Origin of the sequence: Paraburkholderia sp. (genome assembly GCF_028283785.1) — a bacterium.
Classification (GTDB): domain Bacteria; phylum Pseudomonadota; class Gammaproteobacteria; order Burkholderiales; family Burkholderiaceae; genus Paraburkholderia.
Genome location: NZ_JAPWKB010000015.1, coordinates 62,833 through 79,740 on the forward strand (window position 1 = coordinate 62,833; position 16,908 = coordinate 79,740).

A 16,908-nucleotide genomic window follows, 5' to 3' on the forward strand; every position below is an offset into this window, starting at 1 on the left:
TAGTTCCCGACGACCGCATTTTCCCCGATCCGGAATCCGCCCACTCAATTAACGAAGAGTAAGTATTTCAATGCCGATTCCCAAAAAAGTTATGCGATCCGCCGCGATTGCCACGTCCCTGTTCGTCTGCATCTCCGCTCAGGCGGCCGATGCCGTCGGCAACGATGCGCCTTACGCGTTTAGCGATACGTGGCACTTCAACCTGGGAATGGGCGTGATGAGCGTGCCGAAATATCCGGGTGCAAGCGACCGGAAATTCCAGGTGGCGCCGATTGGCGGGGCGACGTATGGCCGGTTCTTTTTCGGCGCGTCGGATGCATCGCCTACGGTCCCGTTTGGTGCGGGCATGTACTTCTACCGCGATCAGCACTGGCAAGCCGGTGTCGTCCTGTCTTACGACCTGTTCAGCCCTCGGGACGAATCGGACGACGAGACCAGACTGCACGGACTCGGCGACGTGAAGAAGACCGCACACGCGGCGCTGTTCGGCCGCTATAGCCGCGACTGGTATGCGTTCTCGGCGTCGGTGGCGACAGACATCGCGGGCAAGCATGAAGGCACGCAGATCCGCCTGGGTGCGGAAGCGAAGTTTCCGGTTACCCGGCAACTCATGCTGACAGCCGGTCCGAGTATCCGTTGGAGCAGTAGCACGTACAACCAGACGTTCTATGGCGTAGACGCCGCTCAAAGCGTTGCTTCCGGACGTGCGCAATACAACCCCGGCGCGGGCATCAGCGACATCAATTTTTCGGTCGGCGCAATGTATCGGCTCACGAGCAAGTGGACGATGGGCGCGCGGATCGGCGAATCGTATTTGCCGACACGCGTCAGTGATAGTCCGATCGTCGGGAAGAAGACCGAGTTCACCGGTGGCATCTTCGCGGGCTATTCGTTTTGATCGGCGACCGATCGAACGGGCGAAGCAATAACCAGCAATGAATGAAATGGAAGAACGGATATGAACTCGCTTCGACAGCACCGGACAATCTTGCGGGAAGTCGTGATCGTGACTGCGTTGGTCGGCTGCCTGAACATGCAAGGTTGCGCGTCCACTGCCGGGACGTTAGCGCTAGGTGCAGGCATCGGCGCGGTTGGCGCGATCGCAGGACTCGCATGTGCGATTGGTTGCCAGTAACGGTCCGGACCCACACGACCACCGCACACCCGCCGCACCACCACCGACGACGACGATGGACAACGAAGACTGCGACCGTTCCGCCCGGTCAATGACGGATGAAGCGGTGTTGTTACAACAACGCGTGGCCGCGCTTCGCAAAGCACAAGGCAAGCTCAACCCGGCCGATTGCGAACCGGGAACGCACGCATTCGAACAAGTCGTGGACGATTACGTAGACGATCTGGTCAACGAGATTTTCCGGACCGTGACGTATCTATTGCCTCGCAGGTAATTGCGTCATCTCGCTCTTCATCGATCACTCGCCAATGCGACTCGCTACACTCAGATATTTTCGCCGGACGAACGCCTATTCACAGCGAGGCTCCACTGCAAAGGGAATTTCTGCACTGGCATTGATCGCAGTCGCGCTGAGCGGCTGTGCGTCAAACAATCAGGCGACGACCTATGCGAGTGGCGACCCCGTATCGCTGCAACACGTATGCGTGCTGCTGAATCCGGATGTCTTCGACGGCGATTTCGTTTCGTCGCTCCAGATCGCATTGCTGGTACGAGGAATCTCGTCGGGTCTGTTTAGACAAGGAACCGAACCGGCGACGTGCAGTACCTCGCTCTCGTATAGCGCGCAAGTGAACGTTACGGGCTCGAGCATGAGTTGGCCTGTGATCGATCTTGTGTTGAGTCAGCAGGGCCGCGTCGTTGCGTCGGTCCATTACGAATCGCATAGTTCGAAAGGCTCGCAGCGTCCGGTGCAGAAACTGTCTGCGTTGATCGAAAAGATCACGCTACCGCAGACCGACACACGCGAGCCGTAAGCGCCGCGTGATTGCGCACGGCGGCTTCACGACACGAACGGCAACTTGCTGTCGCGCGCTTCGGCCAGCATCGACAGCGTAATCTTGCGCACTTCCAGCTTGCTCTGCGTGACATGCGCGCGCAGCAAAATCACCGCTTCCGTCAGACGGTTGCGTTCGATCAGATTCAGCATGGTCGCGTGTTCGTCGTAAGTCGCGCTGGTCCGGTGCGGCTTCAGAAAATCCAGCCGCCGCACGATCCGGATCCGCTCCGTGACTTCGTTATGCACGCGCAGCATTTCCGCATTACCGGTTGCCGCGACCAGTTGACGGTGGAAGTTTTCGTCCATGCCGAACATCACGACCGGATCGGTTTCGCGCTGATCCGGCGCGACGCACCACACCGCCTTGAGCGCGTCGAGCGTTGCGTGCGAAATATCGCCGCCGCTCGGCAAGCGCTCCACGGCCGCGACTTCCAGCACGATCCGCAAGTCGTAGAGCTGGTCGAGCTGGTCGAAGTTGATCGGCGCGACCTTCCAGCCGCGCCGGAAGCCGACTTCCAGATAGCCCTCGCGCTGCAAGCGGAACAGGCCGTCGCGCATCGGTGTGCGCGACACGCCGTAGTGTTGCGCGATGCCGCTCTCCGAGAAACGGTCGCCCGGAAACAGCCGGAAATTGAAGATGTCGCTCTTGAGCTTCTGATACACCTGTTCGGCCAGCGGGTTCGCCGCGCTCGGCGCGGCAGGCGCGGGCGCCGCGCCGGTCGTCGCGTCGCTGTCCGTCTGACGTTTCTTCCCGCTCACCGCGTGGCGCGTGTCAATCGGCTCGCCCGGTGTGTCGTTCATGCTGAATCCCCCTTGTTCTTATCATTATCGGCCTTTCAGCAATTCGGAATCAGGCTGACATGCGCGGCGACGATTTTCCAGCCGTCGGTTTCGTTGAGCCTGGCCCAGGTTTGCATCTGACGGCCGCGCAGATCGGTGCCGTCGCTGGTGAATTCGGTGCTGACGGTGGCGAAATCCGCACCGAACGTCGTCACCACCGTGCGATGCAGCACGCGCGACGCGGGCACCGGCGCGGCCTGCGCGCGCCACGCGCGAACCGCTGCGCCGCCATGCTGTATCTCCGCGATACCGTAGCGCACCGTTTCGTCGCGATCCCAGAACAGCGCGTCCATCGCCGCGACGTCGTTGTCGATCAGCGCGCGTTCGTAAGCGGCGAACAGCGCCGAAACTTCCGCCACGATGTCGGGCCGGTTCACGTCCATCGTCAACTCACGGTCTGCCATTACGCCTGCGCCCTGCTTTGCGTCAGCGCCGACAACGGCGCGGTCCATCCCACGATTCCGCCTTGCGAACGCACCATATCGAGCGTCGCCTGTCTGAACGCCGGAAAATAACTCGCGGTAGCATCTTCGATCAACAGGCAGTCGTAGCCGCGATCGTTCGCTTCGCGCATCGACGTCTGCACGCACACTTCGGTCGTCACGCCTGCAAACACCAGATGCGTGATCTGACGCTCCGCGAGTTCGCTGCCCAGATGCGTCGCATAAAACGCGCCTTTGCCGGGCTTGTCGATCACGATTTCACCGGCGGCAGGTTCGAGTGCATCGACGATCGCATTCCCCGGTTCGCCGCGGATCAGGATGCGGCCCATCGGACCATCGTCGCCGATCCGCGCATTCGGCGCGCCACGCAGACGCTTGGCCGGCGGACAGTCGGACAGATCCGCCGCGTGCGATTCGCGCGTATGCACGACGAGCCAGCCGCTGCGGCGCGCGTGATCGATCAGCGCGGCCACCGTCGGCACGATCTCCGCGAGCAGCGACACATCGTTACCCAACGACTCGCCGAAACCGCCCGGTTCGATAAAGTCGCGCTGCATGTCGATCACGATCAAGGCCGTTTTCGACGGCTCGAACGTGAACGGCCCCGGTTGCGCATCGATGGTGACTGTCATTGTGTTTTCCCCTTTTTTAGCGAAATTCAACGCGGCGCGCAGCGACTCATTGCACCGCCTCGTTGAATGGACTGTGCGCGTGACCCTGTCGTTGCGCGCCGGTGTCGCCGTGACCGGCCATATGTTGACCGAGCACGGTGCGATCCGCGATCACCGCAGGCGTTTCGAACACCAGTTCGCCCTCGGCGATCACGACGATCCGGTCCGCGAGTTCGAGCAGTTCGTCGAGGTCTTCGCTGACCAGCAACACCGCCGCGCCCGCAGCGCGCGCCGCCATCAGACGCGCATGAATATCCGCGACGGATGCGAAATCCAGCCCGAACACCGGATTCGCGACGATCAGCACATCGACCGGCTGACCGAGTTCGCGCGCAAGCACCGCGCGCTGCACGTTGCCGCCCGACAAGGTGCCGATCGCGCGTTCCGGAACCGGTGGACGCACGTTGAAATCCGCGATCAGTTCGGTTGCGCGCCGACGCATCGCGCGACGATCGAGCCACCATCCGCCGCGCCGCAACGGCGCGCGATCGAAGTCGCGCAGCGCGAGATTTTGCGCGACGCTCATCCCCGCCACGCACGCGTTTTTCAGCGGCTCCTCGGGAATCGCAAACACGCGGCGCCGGGTCATTTCGTCACGCGTGGCCGAATACGGCGCACCGGCAACGCGCATATCGCCCGCCTTCACACGACGCTGACCCACCAGCGCTTCCACCAGTTCTTTTTGTCCGTTGCCCGACACCCCCGCCAGCCCGAGTATTTCGCCCGACCGCACACTCAGCGACGCATGCTTGACTGCCGTATGACCGCGATCGTCGTCGATCGACACACCGCGCATTTCGAGGCGGACTTGCGCGGCTTCCGCGACCGGCTTGCGCGCGACGCGCTGTTCTTTCACCGCCGTCATCACCTTCGTATCGCGGGTTTCCGCCGCGCCCATCATCCAGCCCGCGAGTTCGTCGCGGCTCGTGTTCTCGACCGCGCACGAGCCGACTTGCCGGCCTTTGCGCAACACCGTCACGTCGTCCGCATACGCCATCACCTCGCGGAATTTGTGCGTGATCATCAGCACGGTCAACTCGCCGCGCGACGTCAACTCGCGCATCAAACCCAGCACTTCGTCGGCTTCCTGCGGCGTCAGCACCGACGTCGGTTCGTCGAGAATCAGAAAGCGCTGGCGCAGATAAAGCTGCTTCAGAATTTCGAGCTTCTGCTTTTCACCGGCGGCAAGCATGGACACGGGCGTATCGAGCGGCAAGCGAAACGGCATGCTCTGCATGAATGCGGTCAATCCATCGCGCTCCGTTTTCCAGTCGATTTTCCACGGCAGGTTGCCGCGCGCCAGCAGCAGGTTTTCTTCGACGGACAAGCCTGCCGCCAGCGTGAAATGCTGGTACACCATGCCGATACCGAGCGCCTGCGCATCGCGCGGCGACGCGATCCGCACTTCGCGGTCGTCGGCGGTGATCTGGCCGTCGTCGAGCACGCCGTAACCGACCAGTCCTTTGACGAGGGTACTTTTGCCCGCGCCGTTCTCGCCGAGCAGCGCGTGTACCGTGCCCGGCGCAACCTTGATCGACACGTGATCGAGTGCACGGAATGCGCCGAACGATTTGCTCGCGTTCAGCACTTCGACGCCCAATGCCTTCGGAGCGGCGCCCATGTCAGCCGCCCAGCGTGGCAAGCAGCGACGGCGAGTCGGACACCGCGCCGAACACACCGCCCTGCATCGTGATCATATGGAGTGCGGCGTCGTGGTTGCTTTTATCCGTCGCGCCGCAGCAGTCGGCCAGCACCGTGCATTCGAAACCGCGGTCGTTCGCTTCGCGCATCGTCGTATGCACGCACACGTCGGTCGTGATGCCGGTCAAAATCAGGTTGACGATGCCGCGCGTGCGCAGGATCAGTTCGAGATCGGTCGCGCAGAACGAGCCTTTGCCCGGCTTGTCGATCACCACTTCGCCCGGCAGCGGCGCCAGTTCGTCGATGATCTCCCAGCCCGGTTCGCCGCGCACGAGAATCTTGCCGCAGGGTCCGTCGTCGCCGATTCCCACGCCGCCGGTGCCCGCTCGACGGCTGCGCCACCGCTTGTTCGCCGGCAGATCCGACAGGTCGGGCCGATGCCCTTCGCGGGTATGGATGATCGTGAAACCTTGCGCGCGCATCGTCGTCAGCACGCGTTTGATCGGCTCGATCGGCGCGCGCGTCATCGACAGGTCGTAACCCATCTTGTCGACATAGCCGCCGATTCCGCAGAAATCGATCTGCATGTCGATGATGACGAGCGCGGTGTTGTCGGGGCGCAGATTGCCGTCGAACGGCCACGGATACGGCTTCGCTTCGATATATCGGTTCATGGTCTCGGTTCCTCGATGACGTGAATCTGGCAGGAGATCAGCGCGTCAGGCTCAACTCGCCGGGTGCACCCGCGAGCGTGCGGTCCGGACGGCAATTGATAATCATGATGAAGAGCGTCAGCACGTACGGCGCGGCGTTGTACAGGTAGTAGCCGCTCGTCACGCCGATCGACTGCAAGGCCGGTCCGAGCGCGCCCGCCGCGCCGAACAGCAACGCGGCCCACAGGCAGCGCACCGGTTGCCAGCGCGCGAAAATCACCAGCGCGACCGCCATTAGTCCCTGCCCGCTCGACAGCCCTTCGTTCCAGCTACCCGGATATACCAGCGACAGATACGCGCCGCCGACGCCCGCGAAGATGCCGCCCACCGCCGTCGCGGCGATACGGATGCGCACCAGCGGATAGCCCATCGCGCGTGCGGTTTCCGCGTGATCGCCGACCAGCCGCAGCGTCATGCCCCAGCGCGTGCTGCGCAAGCCCCAATGCAGCACGAACGACAGCACGACGCCGATCGCGAACAGCGGATTGATATGCAGCGCGTTATGCAGTTGCGGCGACGACGACCACGCGCCGAGATCGATCGACGGCAGCATCGGCGCTTGCGGTTCGATAAACGGTTTGCCGAGATAGAACGCGAGACCCGTGCCGAGCAGCATCAACGCAATGCCGAACGCGATATCCGACACGCGCGGCAACGAGCAGACCAGACCGTGCAGGCAACCGAGCAACAGTCCGACGCCGCCCGCCGCGACCACGCCCGCCCACGGCGAGCCGGTCAGATACGCGCCGGCATAGCCGCTCATCGCGCCGGACACGAGAATCCCTTCGAGACCGAGATTCACGCGGCCTCCTTTCTCGGTCAGACACTCGCCGAGGCTGACGAACAGATACGGCGTGCTGACGCGGATCGCGCCCGCGAACAGCGACAGCAGCAGGATGACCACCGGTGAGTGCATGTCAGGCATGGGTCTGCTCCAGTTGAACGGGCACATCGGCGACGGCCGCGGCTTGCAGACGCACGCGCCATGCGGCGATGCGTCCGCCGAGCGCTTCCCACGCGAGCAGGTTCGCGAACAGCAGGCCTTGCAGTACCAGCGTGGTGGCGTCGGGCAGATCGAGGCGGCGTTGCAGCAGACTGCCGCTCGCTTCGATCCCGCCGATCATCAATGCGCAAACGATGATCGCGAGCGGGTTCTGGCGCGCGGCGAACGCGACGAGAATGCCCGCGTAGCCATAGCCCGCCAGCAACGACGCGTTCGCGCTGCCCTGCACCGCCGCGACTTCGAACATGCCGCCGAGTCCGGCCGCCGCGCCGCCGAGCACACATGCGACCAGCGCGAGCCGGTTGACCGGCAGGCCGACCAGCCGCGCCGCCCGGTTGCTGCCGCCCGCCACGCGCATCGCGAAGCCCTGCGTGCTGAACTTGACGAACACCCACGCCGCAACACACGCGACAACGCCCCAAAACAGGCCCCAGTGGGTTTCGAGACCGGGGATCGAGCCGATCATCATCGCGTCGGGAACGGGCAGCGTGGACGGCTTGTTGAGGCTTGCCGGATCGCGTAACGGTCCTTCGACCAGATGCTTGAACAGCGCAATCGCGATATACGACATCAGCAGACTGCTGATCGTCTCGTTGACGCCGCGCCATTGCCGCAACGCGCCCACCGCGCCGATCCACGCGCCACCCGCGAGCATGCCCGCCAGCGCCATCAGCGGCGTCGCGATCAGCCACGAGGTGTGCGCCGGGAGCAGCGGCGGAACGATCGCAGCGCACATGCCGCCGAGCGCCAGTGCGCCCTCGCCGCCGATCACGATCAGGCCGACCTGCGCCGGCAACGCGACGCACAGCGCGGTCAGCATCAGCGGCGCGGCGCGCAGCAAGGTGCTTTGCCACGCGAACGACGAGCCGAACGCGCCCTGAAAGATCAGCCCGATCGCGTCGATTGCCGGTTGTCCCTGCACCAGCAGAAACACCGAAAACAGCAACAACGTGCCGATCAGTGCGAGCACCGTCGGGATCGCGGGCAAGAGGCCGATCGTCAGCCTCGCAGTGTGGTTACCAGCACGCATCGCGGCTCCTTCGTCAGATGTGCGTCAACTTCGCCGTCGCAACCTCGTCAGATCTGACCGACGACGCCCGCCACCAGGTAGTTCATGCTTTCGAGCGTGTAATCGGTCTGTATGTGCGACGTGCCCGATGCGATCGCCGTGCCGCCCTTGTTGTCCTTGATCGGCCCCTTGAAGATCGCGAAATTGCCGGCCAGCATGCTGGCCTTCACCGTGTCGGCGTTTTTCTTCGCGTCCGGCGTGACCTTCGCGCCATACGGCGACATCTTCACGAAGCCTTCCTTCAGGCCGCCGCGCAACACGTTCGGTTGCGGCTTGCCGGTTTGCGCGTCGGTGACGAGTTCCTTGTACGGCGTCGCCCAGTCCCATTCCGCGCCGGTCAGATAGCCCTTCGGCGCGAGCGCGGCCTGGCTCGCGTGATAACCGCAACTCATCGCGCCGCGCTTTTCCGCCGTCTCGACCACGACCTTCGGACCGTCCACGTGACACGTCACCACGTCGCATCCCTGATCGATCAGGCTGTTGGTGGCTTCCGCTTCCTTGACCGGCATCGACCAGTCGCCGGTGAAGATCACCTGCGTGGTGATCGACGGATCGACCGACTGCGCGCCGAGCGTGAACGCGTTGATATTGCGCAGCACTTGCGGAATCGGTTTTGCCGCGATGAAACCGAGCTTTTTGCTTTTCGACATATGGCCCGCGACGACGCCGTTCAGGTACTGGCATTCGTCGATATAGCCGAAATAGCTGGCGATATTCGGCGGGTTGCCCTGCTTCCACAAACCGCCGCAATGCGCGAAGCGCACCTTCGGATATTTGGCCGCCATCTTCAGCACGTGCGGGTCGAAGTAACCGAACGAGGTCGCGAAAATCAACGTGGCGCCGTCCTGTTCGATCATCGCTTCCATGGTCTTCTGCACCGCGATGGTTTCCGGCACGTTTTCTTCTTCGACCACCTTCACGTCCGGCATTTTCTTGATCACGGCGGCTGCTTGCGCCTGCGCCTGGTTGTAGCCGTAATCGCCACGTGCGCCGACATAGATCACCCCGACCGTCGTCTTGCTTGCGGCGAAGGCGGACCTGAACGGCAGCGTGCTGCCCAGCGCCAGCATGCTGGCGCCCTGGATGAAATTGCGGCGACTGGTCATTATTTGGTTTTCCTGGTTGTGGTTGATCGGGCGTGCGTATCTGGAAAGTGCAGTCAGCGGGTGGTTACGGTCGAAGGCTGGCGAGATACGCGAGCCAGCCGCCGAACGGTGTGATATCGACGGCGCCGCTATCGGCGGATACGGCCCACGGCTCGGTGATAAAGCCCTTCACCGTCGCGCCGTCCGCGAGTTGCAGACTGCCGATACCGAGCGGCGCGGGCACGTCGGCGACAAACTTGCCGAAGCTGCGCATGGGCACTTCCCAGACCTCGATGTCGATCGCGCGCCCCTGCGCTGCGCCGACGCGAACGAGGCCGGGTTTGGGCGGCACCGTGCCGCTCAGCGCGTACAGGCGATAGTCGGGCCCGGTTTGCGTCGCGCTGACGAACCGCGCGCCGGCTTCCTGTAGTTGCCAGTTCAACGGCTGGCCGCGCAGATGCGCGCCGACGACGGCGAGCATCGCGGTCGGTTCCTGAAACGGCAACGCGGCGAGCACATCGTCCGGTGTTGCGGAAGTTGCCGACGTTGCAGACGCTGCGAACAGCACCTGGATCTGCGCGCCCAGCACCGCGAGCCGTCGGTCCGCGCCGGCGGGTCCGATCAGCGTGACGCCGGCCGGCAAGCCATCGGCGCGCGGCGCGCACGGCACGGCCAGCGCGCACAGGTCGAGCAGATTGACGAAGTTCGTGTAGTAGCCGAGCTGACTGTTCTTTTCGATCGGATTCGCCTGCACCTCGGCGATGGTCGGATGCGTCGGCGTGGTCGGTACGATCAGGATGTCGATGCTGTCGAACAGCTGATCCGCGTTGCGCTTCAGTTCGGCGAGCGCGTACTGGCCGTCGAATGCATCGACCGCGCTGAAAGCGTCGGCCTTGCCGATTACCGCGGCGACCGTCGGGTCGATATCCGCGCGATTGGTGTCGAAGAACGCACCGATCGCGGCGCGGCGTTCCGCGACCCACGGGCCGTCGTACAGCAACGCCGACACCTGCCGCAACGGGGTGAAATCGACCGGTTGCGGCTGCGTGTCGAGTCGCGAAGCCATTACGTCGAGCGCAGTGTGGAATGCGGCGCCCGCGAGCGCATCGCCGTAAAACTCGAGCGCGTCCGGCACGCCCAGACGCGGCATCGAACGCGACACGCCAAGCGGCGGCACGCGCCGCGAGTACGGGTCGTTCGCATCGAAGCGGGCTATTTCGGTCAACACGCGCCACGCGTCGGCGACGTCGTGCGCAAACACCGACAGCGTATCCAGGGTTCGGCACGCGGGCACCACGCCGCGCTTGCTGACCAGTCCCAGCGACGGCTTCAGCCCGACCAGCCCATTGAATCCGGCAGGCACGCGACCGGACCCGGCCGTATCCGTACCCAGCGAAAACGCGACGCAACCCGCCGCCACCGCCACCGCCGATCCCGAACTCGATCCGCCCGACACGCGCTCCGGAAAACGCACCTGACGCACGGCGCCATACGGCGAGCGCGTGCCGACGAGACCGGTCGCAAACTGGTCGAGATTGGTCTTGCCGATCAGGATTGCGCCTGCGTCGAGCAGACGTTGCACGCCGAACGCGGACGCGTCGGGCGTATACGCGAATGCGTCGCACGCGGCGCTGGTCCGCAAACCCGCCACGTCGACGTTGTCCTTCACCGCGAACGGCACGCCGAACAACGGCATCCGCGCCAGCACCGCGCTGCCGAGCGCGACCAGCAACGCGTCGAGTTCGGCCGCGCGGGCGTGCAGATCGGCGTCGGGCACGCGCAAGGTCCAGACCTCCGGACGATCGACGGCATCGATTCGCGACAGCACGGCCGTAACGGTTTGGGTCGGCGTGGCGGTGCCGTTGCGGTAGGCGTCGAGAAGCGTTGCGATCGTCGGAAGCGTCTGTTCTGTCATGAGTTCACTCTTGAATACAAGTTTGGACTCAACTAAGCATCAGCCGTGCCACATGACCCAAAATTTGCCGCCAACGCTTGTGCACATTAGGTTTCCGGCTGATCGCACGACGCGCGCGAGGGCGCTGGAAACGAACGTCGGCGGTGCGTCGATCACCAGTTGGGGGCGCACGCGCACAGCTTTCGCGCCGGACGGCGACGTCGCCGGACGGTTGATCGCGCGGAACGCTTGAACTACGCTCACCGTTCGATCCGTTCGACACAACCGTCCTCGCGAGGCGATCCATGCCGGAACCGTTGCTGCCCTTCCCGGGCGCGTTGCCCTTGCCGTACACATTCGACTTCGAAGGCGAGACCGTGCGTTACGGTTCGACCGGCGACGGTCCGCCGCTCGTACTGGTGCACGGCACACCGTTCTCGTCGCAAGTCTGGCGACGCATCGCGCCCATCGCCGCCAGTTTTCGGCGGGTCTACTACTTCGATCTGCTCGGCTACGGATGCTCCGGACAACGCGCCGGTCAGGACGTGTCGCTCGGCGTGCAGAACCGGTTGCTGGCGGCGTTACTCGACCATTGGCAACTGACCCGACCCGATGTCGTCGCGCATGATTTCGGCGGCGCGACCGCGTTGCGCGCGGCCGTGCTGAACCGCTGCGAATACCGGAGCCTGCTGCTGATCGATCCCGTGGCGATTGCACCCTGGGGTTCGCCGTTCGTGCGTCACGTGCGCGCGCACGAAGCTGCGTTCGCGGGCGTGCCGCCGTATATCCATCAGGCGATGATCGACGCTTATCTGCAAGGCGCCGTGCATCGACCGCTGCCGGACGACGTCTTGCGCATCTATTCGACGCCGTGGACCGGCGACACGGGACAAGCCGCGTTCTACCGGCAGATCGCGCAAATGGATCAGCGCTACACCGACGAAGTCGAGCCGCGTTATGGCGAACTCGATTGTCCGGTATCGATTCTGTGGGGCGACGACGATCAATGGATTCCAGTCGATCGCGGGATCGCGCTCGCGTCGATGATTCCCGGCGCGCGCCTGACACGCGTGCCCGGTTGCGGTCATCTGATGCAGGAAGACGCGCCCGAGGCGATCGTCGCGGCGATGCTGCAACTGATCGCCTGAGCGCGTGAGCGCCGTCCATGCGGGCGTTGCCGCTAACATGCACGCCGCATATCTTTATCTGAATTTACTATTTAAGTTCCGCATATCACGGTGATAGCCTGCTCTTCATCGGGCAGGCGCGTCCGCATTGTCGCGCAGGCTTCTCCTCTTCCCCACGCGCGCCGGACGACCCTCCGGCAAGGAGCCATCGTGAGCGTTGAATTCATCGGCATGATCCAGCAGCACAAGGTCTCGGAGACACATCGGCCGAGCGGTCCTCCGGTCGATCTCGACTATCTGCGCAGCTTCGCGCAAGCACATGAAAGCGCCGGTTTCGACCGCATTCTGGTGCCGCACAGTTCGACCAGTCCCGACGCGACGCTGACTGTCGCCTATGCCGCGACCGTCACGAACCGGATTCATTTCATGCTCGCGCATCGGCCCGGTTTTGTCGCGCCGACACTCGCCGCGAGACAACTCGCCACGCTCGATCAACTGTCGGGCGGACGGCTCGCGGTTCACTTCATCTCCGGCGGCAGCGATGCGGATCAACGTCGCGACGGCGACTATCTGGATCACGACGAACGCTACGCCCGCACCGACGAATATCTGCAGATCCTGCGACGCATCTGGACCGAAGATGCACCGTTCGACCACGACGGCCGCTATTACCGCTTCGAACAGGGCTTCTCCGATGTGAAGCCGAAACAGTCGCCGCATGTACCGATCTATTTCGGCGGTGCGTCAGCGCCCGCCCTCGAAGTGGCCGGCAAACATGCGGACGTGTACGCGCTGTGGGGCGAATCGAAACAGCAGGTGCTCGAACAGATCACCCGCGTGCGTGCCGAAGCGGCACGGCACGGCCGCCAGGTGCGCTTCTCGGTGTCGTTCCGGCCGATTCTCGCCGACACCGAACGCGCCGCGTGGGATCGCGCCGAACACATTCTCGACGAGACGCGCCGCTTGCGTGTCGAACAAGGTTTCTCGCGCGGCGGTCCGCAACAAAGCGAAGGCGCGCGCCGCTTGCTGGCAGCATCGGGCGACGGCGTGCGCGCCGACGACCGCTTGTGGACGGCGGTCGCTAAAGAAATCGGTGGACGCTCGAATTCGACCGCACTGGTCGGCACGCCGTCGCAAGTTGCACAGACCCTCGCGGAATATCACGCGCTCGGCGTCACGACGTTCCTGATTCGCGGTTTCGATCCGCTCGAAGACGCGATCGATTACGGCCGCGAACTGATCCCCGCAACCCGCGAGCTGACGTCGCGCGTGCGTCACGCAGCCTGACCCGGAGCGATCGATGAGCACGACTCTCAGCGCGCGGCACAATACACCGCAGCACGCGCCACAGCCCACTCCGACCCGTACATCAGCGCACGATCGAACCAATGCGCTCGCCTTTCGCGACACACCCGTTCGCAAGTTCTGGTTCGACGACGCGACCGCCGCGCGCACGCTCGACGAAGAGCGGCGTCATCGACGCGAACGGCTCGCGGGCGCGTTCCGCCTGTTCGCCCGCTACGGTTTCGATCAAGGTCTCGCGGGTCATATCACCGCACGCGATCCGGAATGGACCGATCACTTCTGGGTCAATCCGCTCGGCAAGCATTTCGCGCGTATTCGCGTGTCCGATCTGCTGCTGGTCAATAGCCACGGAGAGATCGTGATCGGCGAAGGTCCGCTGAATCAGGCCGCTTTCGCGATTCATGCGGCAATTCACGAAGCGCATCCCGACATCGTCGCGGCGGCGCATACGCACTCGTTGTACGGCAAGGCGTGGTCCACGCTGGGTCGCACGCTCGATCCGCTGACGCAGGATTCTTGCGCGTTCTATCAGGATCACGCGCTGTTCGACGACTTTCAGGGGGTCGTGCTCGATACCTCCGAAGGCGCGCGCATCGCCGAGACACTGAAGCACTACAAGGCGGTGATCCTGAAGAACCACGGCATCCTGACCGCCGGGCCGAGCGTCGAGGCCGCCGCGTGGTGGTATATCGCGCTGGACAACGCGTGCCACACGCAATTGCTGGCCGAAGCCGCGGGCACGCCGCACCCCATTCCCGCCGATGTCGCCGCGCTGACGCATACGCAGATCGGCCGTCCGGGCGGCGCGCAGTACGCGTTCGAAAGCCTGTTCGAAGGGCTCGTCGCAGCGGAGCCGGAGTTGCTCGACTGATGCCGATTCGAAAACTGCGTCATTTCGTCGGCGAGATCGCGACGCTGGTGGATCGCGATGCGGCTGAGCCCGAGTTGCTGTCGCGCGGCGCCGACGCGTTGCGCGAACTGATCGACGTCGACGACTGGTTGCCCGATGCGTATGCGCAACCGTCCCCGGACCGGTACCAGCAATTCCTGCTATATGCCGACGCGCGTCAACGCTTCAGCGTCGTCAGCTTCGTCTGGGGACCGGGCCAGCACACGCCTGTTCACGATCACACCGTGTGGGGCTTGATCGGTGTACTGCGCGGCGCGGAATTCGCCGCATCGTATGCACGCGATCCCAACGGCGCACTGCGTCAACGCGGCGACGAAGCGCGGCTCGAACGCGGCGCCGTCGAAGCGGTGTCGCCCGCGATCGGCGATATTCATCGCGTGCGGAATGCGTACGACGATCGCGTATCGATCAGCATCCACGTGTACGGCGCGAATATCGGCGCAGTGCATCGCTCGACCTATCCGTCCGGCGGACCGCCGAAAGCATTTATTTCCGGCTACGCTAACGACACGCTTCCCAATCTCTGGAACCTCAGCAAGGATCGTCATCCGACATGAAGTCATTCCCGCAGCGCAGCTATCACGACGTGCGCGAAACGCTGCTTGCCAAACGTGAAATCGCGCTGCTCGACGTGCGCGAAGAAGACCCGCATGCGCAGTGCCATCCGCTGTTTGCGGCCAATCTGCCGCTATCGAAAATCGAACTTGAAGCATGGACGCGCCTGCCGCGCCGTGACGTGCCGATCGTCGTGCTCGACCACGGCGAAGGCTTCGCGCAACGCGCCGCCGAACGGCTCGCCAGCCTCGGTTATACGGACGTCGCGTTGCTCGAAGGCGGCCTCGACGGCTGGATCCACGACGGCGGCGAAGTGTTTCGCGACGTGAACGTGCCGAGCAAGGCCTTCGGTGAATTCGTCGAAGCGCAGCGGCATACGCCGTCGCTTTCGGCGGAAGCGGTGAACGCGCTATTGCAGAACGGCGACGACGTGGTGGTGCTCGACGCCCGCCGTTTCGACGAGTACGCGACCATGAACATTCCGGGCAGCGTCAGCGTGCCCGGCGCGGAACTCGTATTGCGCGCGCGTGCGCTGGCACCCGATCCGTCCACTCGCGTGATCGTCAACTGCGCGGGGCGAACCCGCAGCATCATCGGCACGCAATCGCTGGTGAATGCCGGCTTGCCGAATCCGGTCGCGGCGCTGCGCAACGGCACGATCGGCTGGACGCTTGCCGGACAGACGCTCGAACACGGCAGCCAGCGCCGCTTCGATCCGCAAGCCGGTCGCGATACGACGAATCTGCATGCGTCGCGCGATGCCGCGCGGGCGCTCGCGGATCGCGCGGGCGTCGGTCGAACGACACTCAACGAAGCGGCCAGTTGGGCATTGGAAGCGGCCAGCGCGCAGCGCGCGGCACGCACCATCTATCGCTTCGATGTGCGCACGCCGGGCGAATACGAACATGCGCACGCGCCCGGATTTCAGGGCGCGCCGGGCGGTCAGCTGGTGCAGGAAACGGAGATGTTCGCGCCGGTTCGCGGCGCGCGAATCGTCCTCTTCGACGACGACGGCGTGCGCGCGAACATGACGGCGTCGTGGCTCGCGCAGATGAATATCGACGTGTACGTGGTCGATCACGCAACGGCTGCGAGCCTCACCGAAAGTGGCGCGTGGCGCGCGCCGACACCGGCGCCGTCGGTTGCAACGCCCACCATTTCAACCGACACGCTCGCCGCATGGCTCGACGACAGCAACAGTCGTACGGTGTTGCTCGACGTCACGTCCAGCGCGAATCACGTGAAGGCGCACATTCCCGGCGCGCACTGGATACTGCGTTCGCGCCTGACGAATGCTTTCGACGATCTGCGCGCATTGCCCGATGCGAACCGCTATGTGCTCACCTGCGGATCGAGCGCGCTGGCGCGATTCGCCGCGCCGGAAGTGGCCGCCTTGACCGGCAAGCCGGTGCATGTGCTCGAAGGGGGAAACACGGCGTGGGTCAACGCCGGATTGCCGGTCGAAACCGGCGACGCACGTCTCGCATCACCGCGCATCGACCGCTATCGACGTCCGTACGAGGGCACCGACAATGCGCGCGAAGCGATGAATGCGTATCTGGAATGGGAATACGGTCTGGTCGCGCAACTCGAACGCGACGGCACGCACGGATTTTTCGCGATCTAGGCTGCCGTTTCGCTGCCGTCCGTCTGGGAACCGTCCGCGCATCGAACGCGCG

At 64.1% G+C, this 16,908-nt stretch carries 17 protein-coding genes; 8 read left to right on the forward strand and 9 right to left on the reverse strand.

All coding sequences use genetic code 11. The features are described 5' to 3' along the window. Positions 1-91: 91 nt before the first annotated feature. The 3 genes from PW947_RS18225 (at position 92) to PW947_RS18235 (ending at position 1,950) form a co-directional block, all read left to right on the forward strand. Entirely contained in the window at positions 92-898 is an 807-nt protein-coding gene (locus PW947_RS18225) for a MipA/OmpV family protein (protein WP_299633758.1), read from the forward strand. Positions 899-1,190: 292 nt separating this feature from the next. Beyond that, a complete protein-coding gene (locus tag PW947_RS18230; RefSeq protein WP_299633759.1) occupies positions 1,191-1,409 on the forward strand; it encodes a hypothetical protein in 219 nt (72 codons plus the stop codon). A gap of 388 nt (positions 1,410-1,797) precedes the next feature. Continuing rightward, positions 1,798-1,950, forward strand: a complete 153-nt coding sequence (locus tag PW947_RS18235) for a hypothetical protein (protein ID WP_299633760.1) — start codon at positions 1,798-1,800, stop codon at positions 1,948-1,950. A 26-nt stretch (positions 1,951-1,976) separates the two neighbouring features. Here PW947_RS18235 and PW947_RS18240 read toward each other — a convergent pair whose 3' ends face one another. The 9 genes from PW947_RS18240 to atzF all read right to left on the reverse strand — a co-directional run bounded on the left by PW947_RS18240 (position 1,977) and on the right by atzF (position 11,353). Next, positions 1,977-2,774, reverse strand: a complete 798-nt coding sequence (locus tag PW947_RS18240; RefSeq protein ID WP_299633761.1) for a GntR family transcriptional regulator — start codon at positions 2,772-2,774, stop codon at positions 1,977-1,979. A gap of 35 nt (positions 2,775-2,809) precedes the next feature. Beyond that, positions 2,810-3,196 carry an oxalurate catabolism protein HpxZ gene (gene hpxZ, locus PW947_RS18245; RefSeq protein WP_299633865.1) on the reverse strand — a complete coding sequence of 129 codons (387 nt, stop codon included), beginning with the start codon at positions 3,194-3,196 and terminating at the stop codon, positions 2,810-2,812. A gap of 20 nt (positions 3,197-3,216) precedes the next feature. Next, positions 3,217-3,888, reverse strand: a complete 672-nt coding sequence (locus PW947_RS18250) for an isochorismatase family cysteine hydrolase (protein WP_299633762.1) — start codon at positions 3,886-3,888, stop codon at positions 3,217-3,219. A gap of 46 nt (positions 3,889-3,934) precedes the next feature. Further along, on the reverse strand, positions 3,935-5,548 hold the full coding sequence (locus PW947_RS18255; protein ID WP_299633763.1) for an ABC transporter ATP-binding protein: 1,614 nt from the start codon (positions 5,546-5,548) through the stop codon (positions 3,935-3,937). Position 5,549: 1 nt separating this feature from the next. Further along, on the reverse strand, positions 5,550-6,242 hold the full coding sequence (locus PW947_RS18260) for an isochorismatase family cysteine hydrolase (protein ID WP_299633764.1): 693 nt from the start codon (positions 6,240-6,242) through the stop codon (positions 5,550-5,552). Positions 6,243-6,279: 37 nt separating this feature from the next. Continuing rightward, on the reverse strand, positions 6,280-7,206 hold the full coding sequence (locus PW947_RS18265; protein WP_299633765.1) for an ABC transporter permease: 927 nt from the start codon (positions 7,204-7,206) through the stop codon (positions 6,280-6,282). After that, positions 7,199-8,314, reverse strand: a complete 1,116-nt coding sequence (locus PW947_RS18270) for an ABC transporter permease (RefSeq protein ID WP_299633766.1) — start codon at positions 8,312-8,314, stop codon at positions 7,199-7,201. Before PW947_RS18270 ends, PW947_RS18265 begins: the two co-directional genes overlap by 8 nt. Before the next feature lie 47 nt (positions 8,315-8,361). Next, complete coding sequence (locus tag PW947_RS18275; protein ID WP_299633767.1) at positions 8,362-9,459, reverse strand: BMP family ABC transporter substrate-binding protein; 1,098 nt, start codon at positions 9,457-9,459, stop codon at positions 8,362-8,364. Between the two features lie 64 nt (positions 9,460-9,523). Continuing rightward, on the reverse strand, positions 9,524-11,353 hold the full coding sequence (atzF, locus tag PW947_RS18280) for an allophanate hydrolase (protein ID WP_299633768.1): 1,830 nt from the start codon (positions 11,351-11,353) through the stop codon (positions 9,524-9,526). Between the two features lie 284 nt (positions 11,354-11,637). On the opposite strand from atzF, the gene PW947_RS18285 reads away from it, so the two are divergent. The 5 genes from PW947_RS18285 (at position 11,638) to PW947_RS18305 (ending at position 16,856) form a co-directional block, all read left to right on the forward strand. Further along, complete coding sequence (locus tag PW947_RS18285) at positions 11,638-12,480, forward strand: alpha/beta hydrolase (RefSeq protein WP_299633769.1); 843 nt, start codon at positions 11,638-11,640, stop codon at positions 12,478-12,480. Positions 12,481-12,669: 189 nt separating this feature from the next. After that, positions 12,670-13,746: an LLM class flavin-dependent oxidoreductase gene (locus PW947_RS18290; RefSeq protein ID WP_299633770.1), complete on the forward strand. Its 1,077-nt coding sequence runs from the start codon at positions 12,670-12,672 to the stop codon at positions 13,744-13,746. A 13-nt stretch (positions 13,747-13,759) separates the two neighbouring features. Further along, complete coding sequence (locus PW947_RS18295) at positions 13,760-14,635, forward strand: class II aldolase/adducin family protein (protein WP_299633771.1); 876 nt, start codon at positions 13,760-13,762, stop codon at positions 14,633-14,635. Continuing rightward, positions 14,635-15,231 (forward strand): cysteine dioxygenase, encoded by a 597-nt coding sequence (locus tag PW947_RS18300; protein WP_299633772.1) that lies wholly within the window; start codon positions 14,635-14,637, stop codon positions 15,229-15,231. Before PW947_RS18295 ends, PW947_RS18300 begins: the two co-directional genes overlap by 1 nt. Beyond that, positions 15,228-16,856, forward strand: coding sequence for a rhodanese-related sulfurtransferase (locus PW947_RS18305; RefSeq protein WP_299633773.1), 1,629 nt, complete (start codon positions 15,228-15,230; stop codon positions 16,854-16,856). Before PW947_RS18300 ends, PW947_RS18305 begins: the two co-directional genes overlap by 4 nt. The last annotated feature ends 52 nt before the right edge of the window (positions 16,857-16,908 follow it).

Bases quoted from the DNA above. Each gene is read 5' to 3' on its own strand.
- PW947_RS18260 (WP_299633764.1), bottom strand. From the start codon at position 6,242: ATGAACCGATATATCGAAGCGAAGCCGTATCCGTGGCCGTTCGACGGC.
- hpxZ (WP_299633865.1), bottom strand. From the start codon at position 3,196: ATGGACGTGAACCGGCCCGACATCGTGGCGGAAGTTTCGGCGCTGTTC.
- PW947_RS18225 (WP_299633758.1), top strand. From the start codon at position 92: ATGCGATCCGCCGCGATTGCCACGTCCCTGTTCGTCTGCATCTCCGCT.
- PW947_RS18270 (WP_299633766.1), bottom strand. From the start codon at position 8,314: ATGCGTGCTGGTAACCACACTGCGAGGCTGACGATCGGCCTCTTGCCC.
- PW947_RS18300 (WP_299633772.1), top strand. From the start codon at position 14,635: ATGCCGATTCGAAAACTGCGTCATTTCGTCGGCGAGATCGCGACGCTG.
- PW947_RS18240 (WP_299633761.1), bottom strand. From the start codon at position 2,774: ATGAACGACACACCGGGCGAGCCGATTGACACGCGCCACGCGGTGAGC.
- PW947_RS18305 (WP_299633773.1), top strand. From the start codon at position 15,228: ATGAAGTCATTCCCGCAGCGCAGCTATCACGACGTGCGCGAAACGCTG.
- PW947_RS18265 (WP_299633765.1), bottom strand. From the start codon at position 7,206: ATGCCTGACATGCACTCACCGGTGGTCATCCTGCTGCTGTCGCTGTTC.
- PW947_RS18295 (WP_299633771.1), top strand. From the start codon at position 13,760: ATGAGCACGACTCTCAGCGCGCGGCACAATACACCGCAGCACGCGCCA.
- PW947_RS18285 (WP_299633769.1), top strand. From the start codon at position 11,638: ATGCCGGAACCGTTGCTGCCCTTCCCGGGCGCGTTGCCCTTGCCGTAC.
- PW947_RS18255 (WP_299633763.1), bottom strand. From the start codon at position 5,548: ATGGGCGCCGCTCCGAAGGCATTGGGCGTCGAAGTGCTGAACGCGAGC.
- PW947_RS18250 (WP_299633762.1), bottom strand. From the start codon at position 3,888: ATGACAGTCACCATCGATGCGCAACCGGGGCCGTTCACGTTCGAGCCG.
- PW947_RS18275 (WP_299633767.1), bottom strand. From the start codon at position 9,459: ATGACCAGTCGCCGCAATTTCATCCAGGGCGCCAGCATGCTGGCGCTG.
- atzF (WP_299633768.1), bottom strand. From the start codon at position 11,353: ATGACAGAACAGACGCTTCCGACGATCGCAACGCTTCTCGACGCCTAC.
- PW947_RS18230 (WP_299633759.1), top strand. From the start codon at position 1,191: ATGGACAACGAAGACTGCGACCGTTCCGCCCGGTCAATGACGGATGAA.